This window comes from Pseudomonas sp. IT-P294, assembly GCF_949767865.1.
Taxonomy (GTDB): domain Bacteria; phylum Pseudomonadota; class Gammaproteobacteria; order Pseudomonadales; family Pseudomonadaceae; genus Aquipseudomonas.
On record NZ_CATKQW010000011.1, the window covers coordinates 1,367,733 to 1,386,552 of the forward strand.

16 protein-coding genes and 1 pseudogene are annotated in these 18,820 nt (G+C 55.5%); 10 read left to right on the forward strand and 7 right to left on the reverse strand.

The annotated features are described in order from the left end of the window. Positions 1–255: 255 nt before the first annotated feature. Together ACM6I0_RS13525 and ACM6I0_RS13530 are read right to left on the reverse strand one after the other, a co-directional pair. Positions 256–2,421 (reverse strand): AAA family ATPase, encoded by a 2,166-nt coding sequence (locus tag ACM6I0_RS13525; protein ID WP_414922515.1) that lies wholly within the window; start codon positions 2,419–2,421, stop codon positions 256–258. A gap of 395 nt (positions 2,422–2,816) precedes the next feature. Further along, entirely contained in the window at positions 2,817–3,146 is a 330-nt protein-coding gene (locus ACM6I0_RS13530; RefSeq protein WP_414922516.1) for a hypothetical protein, read from the reverse strand. A gap of 177 nt (positions 3,147–3,323) precedes the next feature. Between ACM6I0_RS13530 and ACM6I0_RS13535 the strand changes: the two genes are divergently transcribed. From ACM6I0_RS13535 to ACM6I0_RS13555, 5 genes are all read left to right on the forward strand, one after another. After that, positions 3,324–3,497 carry a hypothetical protein gene (locus tag ACM6I0_RS13535; RefSeq protein WP_414922517.1) on the forward strand — a complete coding sequence of 58 codons (174 nt, stop codon included), beginning with the start codon at positions 3,324–3,326 and terminating at the stop codon, positions 3,495–3,497. A 163-nt stretch (positions 3,498–3,660) separates the two neighbouring features. Beyond that, positions 3,661–4,785 carry a DUF6384 family protein gene (locus tag ACM6I0_RS13540; RefSeq protein WP_414922518.1) on the forward strand — a complete coding sequence of 375 codons (1,125 nt, stop codon included), beginning with the start codon at positions 3,661–3,663 and terminating at the stop codon, positions 4,783–4,785. Between the two features lie 48 nt (positions 4,786–4,833). Beyond that, positions 4,834–6,015: a DUF6384 family protein gene (locus ACM6I0_RS13545; protein ID WP_414922519.1), complete on the forward strand. Its 1,182-nt coding sequence runs from the start codon at positions 4,834–4,836 to the stop codon at positions 6,013–6,015. Positions 6,016–6,019: 4 nt separating this feature from the next. Next, on the forward strand, positions 6,020–6,319 hold the full coding sequence (locus ACM6I0_RS13550) for a hypothetical protein (RefSeq protein ID WP_285436333.1): 300 nt from the start codon (positions 6,020–6,022) through the stop codon (positions 6,317–6,319). Positions 6,320–6,390: 71 nt separating this feature from the next. Further along, positions 6,391–7,530 (forward strand): merozoite surface protein 3b, encoded by a 1,140-nt coding sequence (locus ACM6I0_RS13555; protein ID WP_285436335.1) that lies wholly within the window; start codon positions 6,391–6,393, stop codon positions 7,528–7,530. Positions 7,531–7,685: 155 nt separating this feature from the next. Here the strand turns inward: ACM6I0_RS13555 and ACM6I0_RS13560 are convergent. The 5 genes and pseudogenes from ACM6I0_RS13560 to ACM6I0_RS13580 form a co-directional block, all read right to left on the reverse strand. Then, positions 7,686–7,757, reverse strand: a pseudogene (locus ACM6I0_RS13560) (XRE family transcriptional regulator); the annotation flags it as partial. 148 nt (positions 7,758–7,905) lie between these two features. Then, entirely contained in the window at positions 7,906–8,454 is a 549-nt protein-coding gene (locus ACM6I0_RS13565; protein WP_007946335.1) for a cupin domain-containing protein, read from the reverse strand. A gap of 396 nt (positions 8,455–8,850) precedes the next feature. Continuing rightward, positions 8,851–10,137, reverse strand: a complete 1,287-nt coding sequence (locus ACM6I0_RS13570) for an NAD(P)/FAD-dependent oxidoreductase (protein WP_285436338.1) — start codon at positions 10,135–10,137, stop codon at positions 8,851–8,853. A gap of 57 nt (positions 10,138–10,194) precedes the next feature. Continuing rightward, positions 10,195–11,685 (reverse strand): aldehyde dehydrogenase, encoded by a 1,491-nt coding sequence (locus ACM6I0_RS13575; protein ID WP_414922520.1) that lies wholly within the window; start codon positions 11,683–11,685, stop codon positions 10,195–10,197. Between the two features lie 211 nt (positions 11,686–11,896). Next, positions 11,897–13,273, reverse strand: coding sequence for a glutamine synthetase family protein (locus ACM6I0_RS13580; RefSeq protein ID WP_222586061.1), 1,377 nt, complete (start codon positions 13,271–13,273; stop codon positions 11,897–11,899). A gap of 280 nt (positions 13,274–13,553) precedes the next feature. Between ACM6I0_RS13580 and ACM6I0_RS13585 the strand changes: the two genes are divergently transcribed. The 5 genes from ACM6I0_RS13585 (at position 13,554) to ACM6I0_RS13605 (ending at position 18,771) form a co-directional block, all read left to right on the forward strand. Then, complete coding sequence (locus ACM6I0_RS13585) at positions 13,554–14,315, forward strand: gamma-glutamyl-gamma-aminobutyrate hydrolase family protein (protein ID WP_285436340.1); 762 nt, start codon at positions 13,554–13,556, stop codon at positions 14,313–14,315. Positions 14,316–14,682: 367 nt separating this feature from the next. Beyond that, on the forward strand, positions 14,683–15,825 hold the full coding sequence (potA, locus tag ACM6I0_RS13590; RefSeq protein WP_285436341.1) for a polyamine ABC transporter ATP-binding protein: 1,143 nt from the start codon (positions 14,683–14,685) through the stop codon (positions 15,823–15,825). A 29-nt stretch (positions 15,826–15,854) separates the two neighbouring features. Continuing rightward, on the forward strand, positions 15,855–16,736 hold the full coding sequence (locus ACM6I0_RS13595) for an ABC transporter permease subunit (protein WP_285436354.1): 882 nt from the start codon (positions 15,855–15,857) through the stop codon (positions 16,734–16,736). Further along, entirely contained in the window at positions 16,733–17,617 is an 885-nt protein-coding gene (locus ACM6I0_RS13600) for an ABC transporter permease subunit (protein ID WP_222586058.1), read from the forward strand. The genes ACM6I0_RS13595 and ACM6I0_RS13600 overlap by 4 nt, the downstream gene beginning before the upstream one ends. A gap of 56 nt (positions 17,618–17,673) precedes the next feature. Next, the gene (locus tag ACM6I0_RS13605; protein WP_259154306.1) at positions 17,674–18,771 is read left to right on the forward strand and encodes a polyamine ABC transporter substrate-binding protein; all 1,098 of its coding nucleotides are present in this window, start codon (positions 17,674–17,676) and stop codon (positions 18,769–18,771) included. The last annotated feature ends 49 nt before the right edge of the window (positions 18,772–18,820 follow it).

Here is an 18,820-nt window from a genome sequence, read left to right on the forward strand (position 1 = left end):
CTTTTTTTCGTAATGATGGCACCCTAAATTACGTGGAATCAAAATCGTAGATTTGGTTATCGTGACTTCCGTGATCACCTGACCGCCCACTGCCGCTGTTTCAATCGGTCGGCGAAACTGAATTACAGTTACGGCTACTTGAAAAAAGCGATCTCTCGCAACCGCCCCTTAAGGTTGCTCCAAGTCACTCGTGAGTGACCGCTCATGGCCGTGGATTCAACCGGTCGACGCAACAGATTCGCCCACTCTCCTGCGTTATAGCGATTTTACGTCTTTATACAGTTCAGATAGATGCCCTATAGATAAGTCCAATATCGGTTCATACATAAACGAGTTTAAATGTATGTTTGAACTAACGGTTACGCTAACCTTTCTTAATGTTGGGATGGATAGGGAGTTTGAATAGTGGTTGATATATTGCCCGATTAACTTTCCAAATTGGCTATGATCAGTGCACCAGTAGTTAGGGTTGTTTAGCGCGACTCTGATCCGATCTAACATGTAAAATTCTGCTTTAAGCCGTATTGCCATCGACATCACCACCTTATCCTCAAGGTTTAAGCCTGTTTGTAAAGGACTGTCTGAGATAGCTTCGGCTTGTTCAAAAATTATGTCTTTGACGGGCTTTTCCATTCCAGGATGCTGGCAACAAAATATTGAGTTATAAATATCGATAAAGTCTTTGTGGGTTATTGTGTCGGTATCGTATTTTTGATGTAGCAGGCTTGTTAGCTTGAGGTATTCAGGGTGTGTGTCACCTTTGGTGTATTCGATAATGTTTCTAGTAAACGGAATAGCGGCGCACATTGCACGTAAATTTGTGTGAAAGTCTCTTTTCAGGATGCCCACAAAGTAATTTTGTACACCTTCAGCAGTTACCAACTCGATCCTGTCAGGGTGTTTGTTTGCCATTAGGCATCTTTTTCGATGTACGAATTTTGTGAGGCTTCTAAAGAAATCGTAATTGTGAGTTAGAATTACTTGATAGACGTTGGGTTTTTCTTCAATATCTTCAAGATATTGGATTATTGCGTGCTTGTTTTTATAGTCAAATGAGTCTGCAATGTCATCTATTATAAAAATAGTTTCGTGATTTAGCTTCGTTTTTGCTTCAACCTCAAAGATAAAATTTAGAAGATAGAGTGCTCTCTTCTCGCCTTGGCTAAGGGTTTTCAGTTCGTTGCGTCCTAACTTGACTTCCTTTCCGTCTTCATCCTTAAACATGTATGCCAATTTGGCCCGTTCTTTCCCGAGGGCAGCTTGGGCATGATTTTCTACTAAAAGTCGGAAGGGCATATCAGTGAACCGATCATTGAACAGGTTCACGGCAGCGCTCCACTCTGGCGCCAAGACTGCTGCCTCCTTTTCTATTAAATCGATTTCTTCTTTTGCAGCAGAATACAAGCTCAGGTAGCTAATGGTCTCGGGGCTATTTTCTAAGTAAAATCTCCAGAGGATTGACTTGAATACTCCTTGGTTCTCAGGTTTCAAACCGTCTAATAGTGATTCTATATCGCTCATTGGGAGATTCTCAAACAACCTTGCTATAGCCTGCGTCTGAGCGTTATTGGAAAGATTATCTTTAATGGATTTTAAGCGTTCGTCTTCTTCAATCTTTGCAAGGAGAACTTTCACCCTTTCTTCGATCTCATCAATTCCTACAGGTGAGCAGTCACCACTTAAATATAAGAGGTGGCCGCCCTCAAAATATCCTTGGCTTTTAAGGGTTGTAAATGAGCGTTCAGCCTTTATTGGATTGAAAACATCTTTCTTAAAGATGGTTCCATCTTGTGTAAAAATTTGCTGATATCTCTCACCAAACTCTTTGGCATTGCTTAAAAAATCTTCATTGTTTATAAGCTCAGTGACTTTGTCGTCAAATATAGCTGCGTAATTATAGGGAGGTGCGGTTAATATTCTTAGTTGGTCTTCTGAGAGCTTGGATAGGCATTCGAAAAAACTGCTCCAGCCAATGTCTTTCAGGATTTTTATTTCAATATCTTTTTTAGGTACGCCTGATAGCTTCTGTAACGAGCTAATGGATTTCATCTTTTGCTTATCGATATCAAGAATCAGCGAGTCGTATCTAGTTTTTTTATCAGGATTAACTAGGATGTTCGACATTTCTGGGCTTTCTTGAGATAAATCGATTTCTGACTTTAGTACATGAATGCACTGTGATGTGATGGCGGCGTTATCAATGAGTACCACGGCTTTGGCGATTCTGTTGAAACGTTCTTCTTTCGGAGCCGCGCCCGCGGCCAGATTTTCAAACGTCTTGGTGAATGATGTTTTCATCAGCCCATTAGGGGCGTAAATGGCAAAAGATTTCTTGTGCTCAGCGGCCTTGCCAAAATCAAATATATAATCTAATGACCTGATTCCGTAGCAGTTTTTCAGATCGACACATACTTCTTTCATTGTATATCCGCCTTGTCCTTGACTTGGCTTCGCGGTGTGCTGAGCCAATAGTGTTCAACACCATCATCCAACGCTGTTCAGTGTAATTATCCGTTCCCGCCATACTACGGATATACAATAGTCTGGCTGCTTTGGGGAAAGCGGTAACCTAAAACACTCCGAACAGCTTAGACTGTTTATTCAAGGTTCGACTTTAGGTCCGCACGTGAGCATGCATATGGTGGTCTGGCCGTATTCGGTCGCTTGTGAACGTCCGCTTCTGGCCGTTTTCTGCCTGTCGCGAGAGGCAGAAAACGGCCAGAAACTGCCATTGCAGCGCCAGAATTCAGGCATCGGATTATCCAGCACGCCTACACAGCAAACGCCTCAAAACATGTCGGCTCGGACAATGTGGATCAACTTAAATAGCCTATCGCTCCCAGAGCCTCAATCAAACGCAACAATGCGGGTTTTTCGGTTGGTTTTTCGCCGATGCAACACACGTCCGGGTCGCTGAGAGAGCACCAAACCGACACTGGGTCGCCTACCTTCAGCCCGTATGAGGCTTTACACAGAGTTGCAGTTGACCAAGCGTCAATGGTTTCGTTGAGAGACTTGTGAAACCACTTCCCATTGGCGCTATAACTGAAGCTCATGAACTGCGCTCCGATCCACGGCCCCTCGCTCCCTACAAAGGTTACGTAGCCTTGTACCACTTGCCCCACAGGTACATCGCCAGCGCTCATCAATTATCTCCTGAGAATGTGCCCGGCATGCCGGGACGAAGCGATCACCCAAGTTCCGCTGCAACCTGCGCAGCCAATGTAATGCCTTGAATCACTGAGGGCACGGCTCATACGAGTTCCCATTCATCCTGGACCATTGCGCGCCAGCCGGCTCCCTGGCAATCAAGGATGTGTGCGATGAGACTAATCGTCGCAGTGATACTGATGTCCAGCAGCTACGTTTACGCCATTTGCGAAAACATCCGCAATGATGACCAGCGCAATTACTGCAAAGCCCTGCAAGGCTCTGGAGGTTGCCAAAACATCAAGGACGACGGGATGCGCAATCAATGCAAGTCCTTGGCGCCCTAGTTGAATAGTGCACTGACGGAGGTGAAAAAACTTCCGTCGGTTAACGCCTGTCGCGTGCCTTTTCGAGTTTCTTGAATGAAGCCGGTATTTTCGTTTTTTTGCTTCGGTATACTCTGCTGCGCGCGCCATTTCGCACCAAGCCCCAATCTGGAAAGGACACCCGATGAGCAGCATTCCACTCTCCGAACAGTTGGGGGCAATGGCCTTTGTCGACGAGCTGCGTCATCAGCAAAGGCAGGTCCAGGAACACCTCGATCTGCCGCGGCGCCGTGCTGAAATCGCCGAGCGCATTCGCGCCTATTACCTGAGCAACACCATCGCTTTTGACGATAAACTGATCGAGCAAGGCGTTCGTCAGGTCTTTGCCCATCGTTTGAAGTTTGAAGCGCCGCCACTAAACGGCTTCGATGCCTGGCTGGTCAAGACCCTCACTCACCGTTCAAAGATGCGGTTTTGGGGTGGGTTCATTAAGACGTTCCTGGCAGCGTTCATCGTGTTCTTCGTGTGGAGCGCCTATTCGCAGAGCTCGCGCTACATAACCACCTTCTACAGTGATGACGACATCCGTAACGTCGCCCGCACTGCAGCCGAAGTGCGAAATGAACGTATAGAACTGTATAAGGAAGTGGATAAGCAGCGCAGGGAGCTGATTGCTCTTCAGAAAAGGAACGCGCAGCAGCAGGACGCGCACGTATCCCAACTGCTGGAACGTGCGCAGAAAGCGATTCCTGCAAGCGATATCCGCACAGAAGTCGGTGCCTCCGAACCGGTCAGTCGCGCCAACGTGGCTGTTATCGAACCACAGATCAATGCGCTCAAGGCAGAAAAAAACGCAATCAAAGGTGCTCTGTATACCGCCGAAACAGACATCAAGTATGCCCGCGGCATCCTCGAGATACGCGAGGGCATCAAGGAGATGTTGCAAGACCCGAAACGAGCAGCCGCCCTCGCGCAATTCAGTGACCTGGACGGACGTCTGGCCGAGCTTGATCAACAGCTGAAAAACGTCAACAGCTTTGACAGCCACATGGATGCATCCTCCACATACAGAGAACTCAGTAGTGACCTGTGGCCGGATAAAGACTTGCTTGAGCTACAGACTCAGCGTGCGTATGCGCTAAGTAAACGCCTGGAAAAAAATTCCGTCCCCGAGGAACTTCGTGAGGAATTGCAGGTGAAAATGCGCGAGATAAATGCCGAACTCAAGAACGGCGACTCAGACGCAGCCGAGCGAAAAATCAGTCATCTGACCAAACGACTCAAAGCCGCCGGTTACTGGTCCCAATAAAGACCGGTCGCGCCACGCAGTGCCGAGAACATCAAGAAAGGACACCCGATGAGCCGCATTCCACTCTCCGAACAGCTGACAGCGATGGCGTTCGTCGATGAGCTGCGTCACGAGCAGAGGCAGGTTCAGGAACACCTCGACCTGCCTCAGCGCCGCGCTGAAATTGCCGAGCGCATTCGCACCTATTACCGGAACCAGGACATCGTTTTCGACGATGATCTGATCGAGCAAGGCGTACGCCAGTTTTTTGCTCATCGCTTGATGTTCGAAGCACCGTCGCTCAACGGTCTCAACGCTTGGTTGGTCCGGACCTTGATCAATCGCCAGAGGGGTCCCCTGAATGCCGAACCATGGTTTTCCGGCCGCAGCGTATTCTTGCTTGCCGTGACACTGTGTCTCTGCCTGGCGCTCGTGCCCCTCGTCAAGTACGCGAGTTATCAGGTGAAAGTGCCGGAAATCAATCGCGAGGCTCGCCGCCTCGACAGCCTCGCCTCTGACATGAGCAGAGCGCTTGAAGTGCAGCACAAAAAGCTCGACACCTTGCGACAAAGCAACGCCGAACATCCGGACGCGAACGTCAGTCGGCTACTCAAGCGTGTACAGCAAGCGTTGCCTTCTGGCGATGACCTCAGAGGCATCAGCACAAGCGAACCTATCAATCGTGACAATGTGGATGAGATCGAACGGCAGGTGATAGCGTTCAGGAACGCACAAGACACATTCTGGCGTACCCTCCCCAAAGTCGAAGAAGACATGAAGTTTGCCGGCGGGATTATCTGGATGCGCCAGGGAATCGAAGAGCTACAGCAGAATCCGAAAAAGTCAGCCGCCATTGCGCAATCCAGCGATCTTTATCAACGACTGGCCCTTCTCGAACAGCAGCTTGGACGAATCGACAACAATACTGGCTATCAGGATGCGTTCCTCGCCTACCGCGATCTCAATAATGATTTGCTCGATACCAATGCGCTGACACTCCAGACCCGGCGCCTCAATGAACTGAAAAGTCGCCTCGATTCCCGAATAATTGCAGATGACCTGCGCGGCGAACTGGATGGAATCATTCGCGAGATCGATGCCGATCTGGAAAAGGGTGACACGGATGCTGCTGAAGGGAAGATCAATCACTTGACCCAAAAAATGAAAGCCGCCGGATATATGCTCTGGATCGGACGGATCGACACCCGCCAGCGGGTTGCCAATAACTTCGACATGATGCTGAACGGGTAATGCCATGACTCAAACCGCCGACGAATTCACGCCAACACGCAGCCCTGCGCAACTGGCGAAGGACTATGAGGATATCCGTCAGGAATGCCGGGAGAAACTAAACGAGTACAACGATAACGAGGCGTATGTGTTCCTGCGGGACCGTAGCTACGGCACTGATGATTACCGCTTCAACTTTATCCAGCGTTGGCTGGATGGTCTGGTGGCCAAGCGGATCAACTATGCCGCCAATCGCCAGAACGAATTGATGCTGCTGGCAATGAAGGCACGCAACGAGGAGTTGTACAGCAAACGGGCGCGATAAATCGCCCTGCTCCAGACAGTACACTCGCCCCCACTTCACGTTGTATTGAAATCACCACGAAAGGACCCTCGATGAGCAACTACCTCGAACGTGCCCTCACCGGCCTGCGCACTATCGGCATCAATCTTTTTCAACCTGTTCAGGATGCACCGGTACTTGTGTTGCTGGACCGGGTAGCTCAGTACGACACGACCAAGGTCACCTCCATCGCTTCCGTGCTGCAGCAGTCGACCGCCTTCAACAGCATGGTCCGCGAGCAGATCGAGGGCATGGATATTTCCACGCGTTTCATGGACATTACCCAGAGCTTCACCTCAATCCGCGAAGACGCTGCGGCGATGGCCGGCTGGATGGACGACGGTCGCCTCGACAGCATGGAAAAGCTCAAGCTGAGCTGGATGAACCTGCGCCGCGGTTCCATCCCTGATCGATTCAACGACATTCGTGAAAATTACTTGCAAGTATGTAAATCGGCCAACGACCAGATCGCCCGGGAATCCGTAATTCTGGAGGCGTACATGGACTTTCGCATGGCCATGAAAGCGGCTGAGGTCGACGCCCAGCAAGTCCTCTCCCTGGCCGGCAAAACCTTGGAGCAATGCACTCACTCGTTGAATGACGCCAACGCGCAAGTGGCTGCAGCCGAGACACAGGAGCCGGCCCAACGTGCCGCCCTGGAACTGCAACGCGACGAAGCCGTGCGCGCTCTGCAGGACGAAGACAAGCGCTACCAGATCGTCAAGGACATCGCTGACGACCTCAAGGTCGGATACAACACCGCAGAGATGGTCTTTGCCCGGATCAACCAGGTGCATGTAATCAAGGAACGCCAGTATCAGCGCATGGTTTCGTTCTTCTCCACCAACGAAGTGGTGTTGACCGGCCTTGCCGTTTCCTTCACCAGCAACAGCGGTCTGGCCGAAGCCACCCACACGTTGAACGCGACCACCGAAGGTATCAGCAAAGGCCTCGAAGCCTTGGGCGCAACCGGTAATCAGCAACTGGAAGCGGCGGTCAAAGCCAGCTACGGTTCAACCCTCAAGGTCGACTCGGTACGCGCCTTGGCCGATGCGACCCTGAGCTTTCAGACCGACATGCACGGCCTGACCGAAACCTACCGGACTGAATCGAGCAACGCAGCCCGCGATATCGCCGATGCCGTTGAAGAGGCCAAGCGTAAATTTGCGGCATTGCTGAGCAAAGCTGCCTGAGGGGCACTCTCGAGGTGTGATTGAGCGGTTCTTCGAGCGAACCAGGTAGGCGCCGAGATCAAGTTCCAGGCATTAAAACCCGCATCACTGCGGGTTTTTCATAGACTTGCACGATATCGTGCCCTGGGTGCTACAGACAGTGCACGTTTTGAGATTTAGTAGTTCGCTGGCGTGTTTGCGCTGATGATTTCCGCTTCATCCTGGCCAATATTCCGAAACCGATGCGGCCATCAAGGACGACGGTCTGCGCAATCAGTGCAAGTCCTTGGCGCCCTAGTTGAATAGCGCACCGACAGCGGCGTGATAAAGGTGACAGATCTATTTATCTGTCACCTTTTTTGTTTGCAACTGCCACAGGATAGCGTTCGTGTTGAATCAGAAGTTCGCCGGCGTGTTGGCACTGATAATTTCCGCTTCATCCTGGCCGATATTGCGAAACTTGTGCGGCAACGTCGTCGGAAAGTAATACCCATCCCCAGCATTCAGCACACTGATCTGCCCATCAACCGTCAACTCAACTGTCCCCCGCGTAACCAGCCCACACTCCTCCCCTTCCGAATGCACAATCGGCTCTTCCCCGGAACTCGCCCCAGGCGCGTATTGCTCACGCAACAAGCGCATCTGCCGACTCGGCACCGATGCGCCAATCAGCAGCAACCGCAGGCCATGTCGGCCAAGATCCGGCTGTTCATTGGCGCGGAACACATATTGGTGCTCGCGGGGCGGTTGGTCGAAGGTGAAGAAGTCCGCCAAAGACATGGGAATGCCTTCGAGCAGTTTTTTCAGTGAGCTGACGGAGGGACTGACGCGATTCTGTTCGATCAGGGAGATGGTGGCATTGGTGACGCCGCTACGCCGGGCCAGCTCGCGCTGGGAGAGTTTATAGCTTTCGCGTACTAATTTGAGTCTTGAGCCCGTGTCCATGACAGCCTTATGCGAAGAATACTTAAGGGTTATGGGGGTGGATGGCGGGCGACTTTTGGCCGCGAAAGTACCGCTTCCCTGTCCCGGAAATGTGAAAGGCGGGTATTAAATCACGTTTGGTGGTGTTGCTCAGCAGGTTCGATGAATGGGTGGGTGAAAAGGTTGATTGGGCTTGTAAACAGGGGCGTTCGGTTGGGTTGATGTTGAATATTAGGGCCTCTTCGCGAGCAAGCCCGCTCCCACAGGGGATCTTTGGCGACCACAACATCTGTGATCGACGGGGATCCCACCTGTGGGAGTGAGCCTGCTCGCGAAGGCGGTGTGTCAGGCGACATTGATGGCGACTGATCGGGCCTTATCGCGGACAAGCCCGCTCCCACGGGTTTCTGCGTCGGGTTAGATGCCGAAGCGATCGCGCAGCGCGTAGTACGCGGCGCCCATGGCGGTGAGCGGGGCCTGGAAGGTGCGGCCGCCGAGCATTGGCATGTGCGGGAGCGATGCGAAAGCATCGAAGCGTTCGGCGTCGCCGCGGATCATTTCCGAGATCAGTTTGCCGGCCAGGTGCGAGCAGGTGACGCCGTGGCCGCTGTAGCCTTGCATGTAGTAGGCGTTTTTTTCGATGCGGCCGAATTGCGGCATGCGTGACATGGTCAGCAGGAAGTTGCCGGTCCAGCGGTAGTCGATCTTCACGTCCTTGAGTTGCGGGAAGGTCTTGAGGATTTTCGGGCGGATCAGTTGTTCGATGTCGTCCGGTTCCCGCGCGCCATAGACCACGCCGCCGCCGTACAGCAGGCGGTTGTCGGCGGTGAGGCGGTAGTAGTCGAGCAGGTAGTTGCAGTCTTCGACGCAGTAGTTGTTTTTGATCAGGCTGCGCGCAACCTTTTCGGACAACGGTTCGGTGACGACGATCTGCGAGCCGCACGGCATGCTTTTGCTGGTCACGCGGTTGTCGAGGCCCTGCGGCAGGTAGGCGTTGCCGGCGATCAGCAGGTACTTGGCGCGGACGACGCCTTTGGCGGTGCGTACGGTGATCGGTTCGCCGTAGGTGATTTCCACCGCCGCCGATTGTTCGTAGATTTTGCCGCCCAGGCCGATGATGGCCGAGGCTTCGCCGAGGGCCAGGTTCAGCGGGTGAATGTGGCCGCCCTGCATGTCGAGCAGGCCGCCGACGTAGGCGTCGGAACCGACTTCACGCTTGATGTCAGCGGTGTCGAGCATTTTCAGGTTCTTGTTGCCGTAGCGCTCCCAGCTCTTCTTCTGCTCGGCCAGGCCTTTGAGTTGCTTCTTGTTCATCGCGGCGAAGATGCCGCCCGGCTTGTAGTCGCACTGAATGTCGTAGTGCTGTATGCGCTGACGGATGATGTCGGCGCCTTCGAAGATCATGCTGCCGAGGACTTCGGCGGTCTTGTCGCCGTAGCGATCCTCGATCACATCGACGTCGCGGCTGTAGGAGTTGACCAGTTGACCGCCGTTGCGACCGCTGGCGCCAAAGCCGACTTTGGCGGCTTCGAGCACGGTCACGCTGTAGCCCGCTTCCGCGAGGAACAGGGCCGAGGACAAGCCGGTATAGCCGGCGCCAATGACGCAGACGTCGCATTCCACCAGCTCTTCAAGCACCGGGAATTCGCCGGTGAAGTTACGGGTGGCGGCGTAGTAGCTGTTTACATGTGTGGTGTGTTTCATACGTTTCTCCGATGGCCGCAGGCAGCGTGCCGGCGACCGTCGCTTTTTTTATAGGTATTAGAGCTTGATCCAGGTCGCTTTGAGTTCGGTGTATTTGTCGAACGCATGCAGCGATTTGTCCCGACCGTTACCCGACTGCTTGTAGCCACCGAACGGCGCGGTCATGTCGCCGCCGTCGTACTGGTTGACCCAGACGCTGCCAGCGCGCAAACCGCGAGCGAAGCTGTGGGCCTTGCTCAGGTTGCTGGTCCAGACGCCGGCGGCCAGGCCGAAGATGCTGTCGTTGGCAATCGCCAGCGCTTCATCGAAGGTGTCGAAGGTGATCAGCGACAGCACCGGGCCGAAGATTTCTTCCCGAGCGATGGTCATGGCGTTGGTCACGCCGTCGAAAATCGCCGGTTCCACGTACAGGCCACCGGTGTCTTCAAGGGTGCGACTGCCGCCCGCGATCAGTTGCGCACCCTGGTCTTTACCGACCTGGATGTAGCGCAAGACGTTTTCCAATTGACGCTGATCGACGACCGCACCGACCGTGGTTTCCGGGTCCAGCGCATGCCCTGGCTTCCACGCTTGCAGCGCTTCCACCAGCAGCGGAATGAACTGCTCGCGAATCGAACGCTCGACCAGCAAGCGCGAACCGGCGGTGCACACTTCGCCCTGGTTGAAGGCGATGGCACCGGCCGCCGCTTGTGCTGCCGCGCGCAAATCCGGCGCGTCGGCAAACACCACGTTCGGGCTCTTCCCCCCTGCTTCGAGCCAGACGCGTTTCATGTTGCTTTGCCCGGCGTAGATCAGCAGTTGCTTGGCAATCGCGGTCGAGCCGGTGAAGGCCAGCACGTCGACGTCCATGTGCAACGCCAGCGCCTTGCCGACGGTGTGACCGTAGCCCGGCAGGACGTTGAACACGCCTTTCGGGATGCCGGCATCCAGCGCCAGTTGCGCAATGCGAATGGCCGTGAGCGGCGACTTTTCCGAAGGCTTGAGGATGAACGAGTTGCCCGCAGCCAGCGCCGGGGCGAACTTCCAGCTGGCCATGATCAACGGGAAGTTCCACGGCACGATGGCGGCAACGACGCCCGCAGGTTCGCGGGTGATGAGGCCGAGTTGGTCGTGCGGGGTGGCGGCGACTTCGTCGTAGATCTTGTCGATGGCTTCGGCGCTCCAGCGGATCGCGTTGGCGGTCGCCGGGATGTCGATGTTCATCGAGTCGTTGATCGGTTTGCCCATGTCGAGGGTTTCGAGCAGGGCCAGTTCTTCCTGGTTGGCCAGGATCAAATCGGCGAAACGAATCAGGGTGCGCTTGCGCTCGGCCGGGGCGAGGTTGGCCCAGATGCCGGAATCGAAGGTGCGGCGTGCAACGGCGACGGCGGCATTGGCGTCGGCTTCGTCAGTGCTGGCGACGTTGGCCAGGAAGCGACCGTCGACCGGGCTCATGCATTCAAAGCTGTCGCCACTGAGTGCCGGGCAATATTGACCGTCGATGAATGCGCGGCCTTCGATGGTGAGGGACTGGAAGCGTTGCTCCCAATCGCTGCGAGTGTTTGTCATGGTTGTGACTCGACGCAGGGGAATGAGTGATCGTTGGATTGATGCCAGTCAATTGAGGATTTGAAATGCAATCCATTGTGGGAGCGGGCTTGCTCGCGAAGGCGGCGGCACATTCAACATTAACGTCGCCTGACACACCGCTTTCGCGAGCAAGCCCGCTCCCACATTTGATGGGTGGTGTATGCAGAGAATGCGTACACCAACAGGTCAATCAAACGGTGTGCAGGTACCAGTTGTACTCAAGGTCGGAGATGGAGTTCTCGAACTCGGCCAGCTCGCTTTCCTTGCACGCCACGAACACGTCGATGTACAGCGGGTCGATGTAGCGCGCCATGACTTCGCTGTCGTCCAGCTCGCGCAATGCATCGCGCAGGTTGTTCGGCAGGCTTTGCTCGTTCTGCTCGTAGCTGTTGCCCTCGACCGGGGCGCCCGGTTCGATCTCGTTGGTCAAGCCGTGGTGAATACCGGCAAGAACCGAGGCCATCAGCAGGTACGGGTTGGCGTCGGCACCGGCTACGCGATGTTCGATGCGCACCGAATCCGGCGAACCGGTTGGCACACGCACCGCCACGGTACGGTTGTCGATGCCCCAGCTCGGCGAGTTCGGCACGTAGAACTGTGCGCCAAAACGACGGTACGAGTTGACGTTCGGGCACAGGAACGCCATCTGCGCCGGCAGGGTCTCGAGCACACCGCCGATCGCGTGTCGCAGCGCGGCGTTCTGCTCGGGATCCTCGCTAGCAAAGATGTTGTTGCCTTCTTTGTCGAGAATCGAAATGTGCACGTGCAAACCGTTGCCCGCCTGACCAGGGTAAGGCTTGGCCATAAACGTGGTGTCCATCTCGTGGTCGTAGGCGATGTTCTTCACCAGACGCTTGAGCAACACCGCGTAGTCGCAGGCCTTGATCGGGTCGTTGACGTGATGCAGGTTCACTTCGAATTGCGCCGGGGCGCTTTCCTTGACGATGGCATCAGCAGGAATGCCCTGCTCTTTCGCGCCTTCGAGGATGTCTTGCAGGCAATCGACGTATTCGTCGAGGTCGTCGATCAGATACACCTGAGTCGACACCGGACGCTTGCCCGATACCGGCGAACGTGGCGATTGCGGACGACCGTTCACGTTGTCCTGGTCGATCAGATAGAACTCGAGTTCGAAGGCTGCGCAGATGGTCAGGCCCAAGTCATCGAACTTGCGCACGATATTGGCCAACACTTCTCGCGGGTCAGCAAAGAACGGCTGGCCTTCGAGTTCGTGCATGGTCATCAGCAACTGAGCGGTTGGGCGCTTCTGCCACGGCTCAATGCTCAGGGTACCGGGGATGGGGAAGCAGATTCGATCCGAGTCGCCGATGTCCAGACCCAGGCCGGTGCTTTCCACCGTGGAACCGTTGATGTCCAGGGCAAACAGAGACGCCGGGAGGTTAATGCCTTTTTCGTAAACCTTATGAAGACTGGTGCGCTCGATGCGCTTGCCGCGCACCACACCGTTCATATCCGCAATCAGAAGGTCGACGTACAAAACCTCAGGATATTTCTTAAGGAATGCGTTTGCTTCGTTGAGTTGAACGGCACGCAGAGGGACCGACATGATGCACCTATTAGCTGTTAATTATTATGTTCACTGCCTTGTTGCGAGCTCAGTCAACCCGAACGGCAAAGTGAAGTCAATAGCGAACACTTGACCTTTCAACCTTTATTTTCGGGCCTTTTTGGGGGACGAGAGTGCCACATCGGTCTTGCACACCGCGTAAATCCTCAAGATCGGACGTACGGCGTTTAGAATTTTTTACATGAGAGTTGTTAATTAAAATCAACAAGGCTAAGCTCCGGAAAAGCTCGTTCAAGTGTGAAACTTCGAGGTGATAAAAATGGCATTCAAGCCATTGATCGGCGTTACAGCGTGCGTCAAACAGATTGGCCTGCACCCCTACCACGTCAGCGGCGACAAGTACTTGCGTGCTGTCAGCGTCGCGGCTCTGGGGCTGCCCGTCATCATTCCTTCCCTGGGCGAACAGACTGAAATCGAGGATGTGCTGGCACACCTTGACGGCCTGTTGCTGACCGGCTCCCCTTCGAATGTGGAACCTTTCCACTATCAAGGCCCGGCCAGCGCTCCCGGCACGGATCACGATCCGGCGCGGGACGCCACGACCCTTCCTTTATTACGTGCAGCCATTGCGGCTGGCGTGCCGGTGCTGGGCATCTGCCGCGGCTTCCAGGAAATGAACGTGGCGTTCGGCGGCAGCCTGCATCAGAAGGTGCATGAACTGCCCGGGATGCTCGATCACCGCGAAGCGGACAGCCCTGAACTGGCGGTGCAATACGCCCCGGCCCATGCGGTGACGGTGCAACCGGGCGGCGTGTTCGAGGCGCTGGAGTTGCCTGCCGAGTTCATGGTCAATTCGATTCACAGCCAGGGCATCGACCGCCTCGCCCCCGGCCTGCGTGCCGAAGCGATTGCGCCGGATGGTTTGATCGAAGCGATTTCGGTGGAACACAGCCCCACCTTCGCCGTCGGCGTGCAATGGCACCCGGAATGGCAGGTGCTTTCCAATCCTCCTTATTTGAGTATTTTCCAGGCGTTCGGCGATGCATGCCGGCGACGGGCCGCGTTGCGTAAATCACGCTGACGCCAAACACAATTGATCCATTTACTGCCCCCGTGAGTCAGGCGGGCGCGTCTTTGCGCGCCCGGCACTCGCGACAACAACACACTGCGATAACAACAAGTACTACCAGGCAGCCAGGACGGCGGCGCCGAATTAGCCCGCTCAGTGGGGCCAGAGAGTCAAAGGCAAATCCCTGTGGGAGCGAGCTTGCTCGCGATGAGGGCGGCCCAGTCAACATTGATGTCGACTGACACACCGCCATCGCGAGCAAGCTCGCTCCCACAGGGGATCACTGCTGGATTCACTGGCTTCACCGGGATTGGGCTTGCAATCAACTATTAAGTCAGGCCGCGTTGGCCCGACGACTGAAACCTGTTGGGAGTTTCACATGGCAAACGCCTCCAGCACTTACAGGAAGGCTCTTGAAGGTCAGCAGACATCGAAAAAGGTGTTGCTGAAAGTCGACCGCGTCACCAAGAAGTTCGACGAAACCTGCGCAGTAGACGATGTCTCGCTTGAGATTCATCAAGGCGAAATCTTCGCTCTGCTCGGCGGTTCCGGTTCCGGCAAATCGACCCTGCTGCGCATGCTCGCAGGCTTCGAGCGCCCGACCGATGGGCGGATTTTCCTCGATGGCGTGGACATCACTGACATGCCGCCGTACGAGCGGCCGATCAACATGATGTTCCAGTCGTACGCCTTGTTTCCGCACATGACTGTCGCGCAGAACATTGCCTTCGGCCTCAAGCAGGACCGTTTGCCGGCCAGCGAAATCGACGCCCGCGTCGAAGAGATGCTGCGCCTGGTGCACATGACCCAGTACGCCAAGCGCAAACCCCATCAGTTGTCCGGCGGTCAGCGTCAGCGTGTCGCCCTCGCCCGCTCCCTGGCCAAGCGTCCGAAGCTGTTGCTGCTCGACGAACCGATGGGCGCGCTGGATAAAAAGCTGCGTTCGCAGATGCAACTCGAACTGGTCGAGATCATCGAACGCGTCGGCGTGACCTGCGTGATGGTGACCCACGATCAGGAAGAGGCCATGACCATGGCCCAACGCATCGCGATCATGCACCTGGGCTGGATTGCCCAGATCGGCAGCCCGGTCGACATTTATGAAGCGCCGGTCAGCCGCATGGTCTGCGAATTCATCGGCAACGTGAACGCCTTCGACGGCACCGTGGTGGAAGACCTGGAAGGTCACGCGATCATTCACAGCCCGGACCTGGAACAGAAGATCTACGTCGGTCACGGCGTCAGCACCTCGGTGCAGGACAAGTCGATCACCTACGCCATCCGCCCGGAAAAAATGCTGGTCAGCACCGTCAAGCCGGACACTCGCTACAACTGGTCCCAAGGCAAAGTGCATGACATCGCCTACCTCGGCGGTCACTCGGTGTTTTACGTGGAATTGCCTGGCGGCAAGGTCGTGCAGTCGTTCATGGCCAACGCCGAACGCCGTGGCGCCCGTCCGACCTGGGACGACAAAGTCTATGTGTGGTGGGAAGACGACAGCGGCGTGGTACTGCGCTCATGAAAACACTCAATCAGCAGTTCATGCGGCTGATGCCGAGTGGTCGAAAGCTCGTCATCGGGATTCCATTCCTGTGGCTTTGCCTGTTTTTCCTGTTGCCGTTCTTCCTGGTGATGAAGATCAGCTTCTCGGAAGCGGCCCTGGCCATTCCTCCTTACTCTGAGATTTACACCTACGCCGAGCAGAAATTCCAGCTGCTGTTGAACATCGGCAACTACGCGTTGCTGACCGACGATGAGCTGTACATCTCGGCCTACCTGGGTTCGTTGAAGGTCGCGTTTTTCAGCACGCTGATGTGCCTGGTGATCGGTTTCCCGATGGCCTATGCCATCACCAAAGCGAGCAAGGAAGCGCAAAACGTCTTGCTGCTGTTGATCATGATGCCGACCTGGACCGCGATCCTGATCCGCGTTTACGCGTGGATGGGCATTCTCAGCAACAACGGTTTGCTCAACGCGTTCTTGATGTGGACCGGGCTGACCGATCACCCGATCGAGATCCTCAACACCAACACGGCGGTGTACATCGGTGTGGTTTACGCCTACCTGCCGTTCATGGTGTTGCCGCTGTACGCCAACCTGGTCAAGCACGATCAGAGCTTGCTGGAAGCGGGTTCGGACCTGGGTTCGAGCAACTTCAACAACTTCTGGAAAATCACCGTGCCGCTGGCCAAGAACGGGATCATCGCCGGCTGCATGCTGGTGTTCATTCCGGTGGTCGGTGAGTTCGTGATTCCGGAACTGCTGGGCGGCCCGGAAACCCTGATGATCGGCCGTGTGCTGTGGCAAGAGTTCTTCAACAACCGCGACTGGCCGGTGGCGTCTGCGCTGGCGGTGGTGATGCTGTTGATCCTGATTGTGCCGATTCTGCTGTTCAACCGCAGTCAGGCCAAAGAGATGGAGGCACGGGGATGAAACGCTTCGGATTTTCAAAGTTCATGCTGATTTTCGGCTTGTCGTTTATCTACCTGCCGATGTTGATTCTGGTGATCTACTCGTTCAACGCCTCCAAACTGGTGACGGTCTGGGGCGGCTGGTCGATCAAGTGGTATGTAGGCCTGGCCGACAACACCCAACTGATGGGCTCGGTGGTGCGCTCGCTGGAGATCGCCTGCTACACCGCGATTGCCGCTGTAGTGCTGGGCACGTTGGCGGCATTTGTGCTGACCCGCGTGACGCGTTTCAAGGGCCGCACGCTGTTCGGTGGCCTGGTGACCGCGCCGTTGGTGATGCCTGAAGTGATCACCGGCCTGTCGCTGTTGCTGCTGTTCGTGGCCATGGCGCAGTTGATCGGTTGGCCGCAGGAGCGTGGCATCGTCACCATCTGGATCGCCCACACCACGTTCTGCGCCGCCTATGTCGCGGTGGTGGTCTCCGCCCGCCTTCGTGAGCTGGACCTGTCCATCGAAGAAGCGGCCATGGACCTGGGGGCGAAGCCGTTCAAGGTGTTTTTCCTGATCACCATTCCGATGATCGCGCCGTCTCTGGCGGCCGGCGGCATGATGTCGTTTGCCTTGTCGCTGGATGACCTGGTGCTGGCGAGCTTCGTGTCGGGCCCGGGTTCGACGACCTTGCCGATGGAAGTGTTCTCGGCGGTACGTCTGGGCGTGAAGCCTGAGATCAACGCCGTGGCCAGCCTGATTCTGCTCGCCGTCTCGATCGTAACGTTCATGGTCTGGTTCTTCAGCCGTCGCGCCGAAGCCACTCGTAAACGGGCGATCCAGGAAGCGATGGACCAGACCGCCAGCGAATCCTGGAAGCAACCTGAGAAGCAATTGGTAGAAGCGACGGCCTAGGCCGTCGCGTTTCAAACGCTTTGCGTAATGTGAATAAAAAGAATGGAGTTGTACCGATGAAAATGTTTGGCAGGACTCTGCTGACACTGTCCTTATTGGGCGCAATGGCTACGGGCGCCCAGGCCAATGACAAGGTACTGCGCGTCTACAACTGGTCGGATTACATCGCCCCGGACACCGTCAAGAAATTCGAAGACGAGACCGGCATCCGCGTGACCTACGATGTGTTCGACAGTAACGAAACCCTTGAGGCACGCCTGCTCGCGGGCAAATCCGGCTACGACATCGTGGTGCCGTCCAACAGTTTCCTGGCCAAGCAGATCAAGGCCGGTGTCTATCAGACGCTGGACAAGTCGAAGCTGACGAACTGGAAAAACCTCAACCCGGTCCTGTTGAAGAACGCCTCCGCCAGCGACCCGGACAACGGTCACGCTTTCCCGTACATGTGGGGCTCGATCGGCATTGGGTTCAATCCGGAAAAGGTCAAGGAAGTGCTCGGCACGAACGCGCCGACCAACTCCTGGGACTTGCTGTTCAAACCGGAGAACGCGCAAAAACTCAAAGCCTGCGGGATCAGTTTCCTCGACTCGCCGACCGAGATGCTGCCCGCCGCCCTGCACTACCTGGGCTATCCGGTGAACTCTCAGGACAAAGGCCAGATCGCCGAAGCTGAAGCGTTGTTCATGAAGATCCGGCCGTCGGTGGCGTACTTCCATTCGTCGAAATACATCTCCGACCTGGCCAACGGCAATATCTGCGTCGCGGTCGGTTACTCCGGCGACGTGCTGCAGGCCAAGGCCCGCGCCCAGGAAGCGGGCGACAAGGTGAAGATCGACTACAGCATTCCCAAGGAAGGGGCCGGCAGTTTCTACGACATGGTCGCCATCCCTCGGGATGCGGCGAACGTCGAGAACGCTTACCTGTTCATGAATTTCCTGATGCGCCCGGACATCATCGCCGAGATCACCAACAACATTGGCTACAGCAATGCCAACGCAGCGGCGACGCCGTTGGTGGATGAGGCGATTCGCGATGATCCGGGGTCGTATCCGTCGCAGGAAGTGATGGCGACGCTGTATGCGATTCCGGACATGCCGATTGGTGTCCAGCGAGTAATGACCCGAGGCTGGACGCGGGTGAAGCTCGGTAAGTGATTCACCACTGATCCACTGATTGCTGACCATCTGATCGTTCCCACGCTCC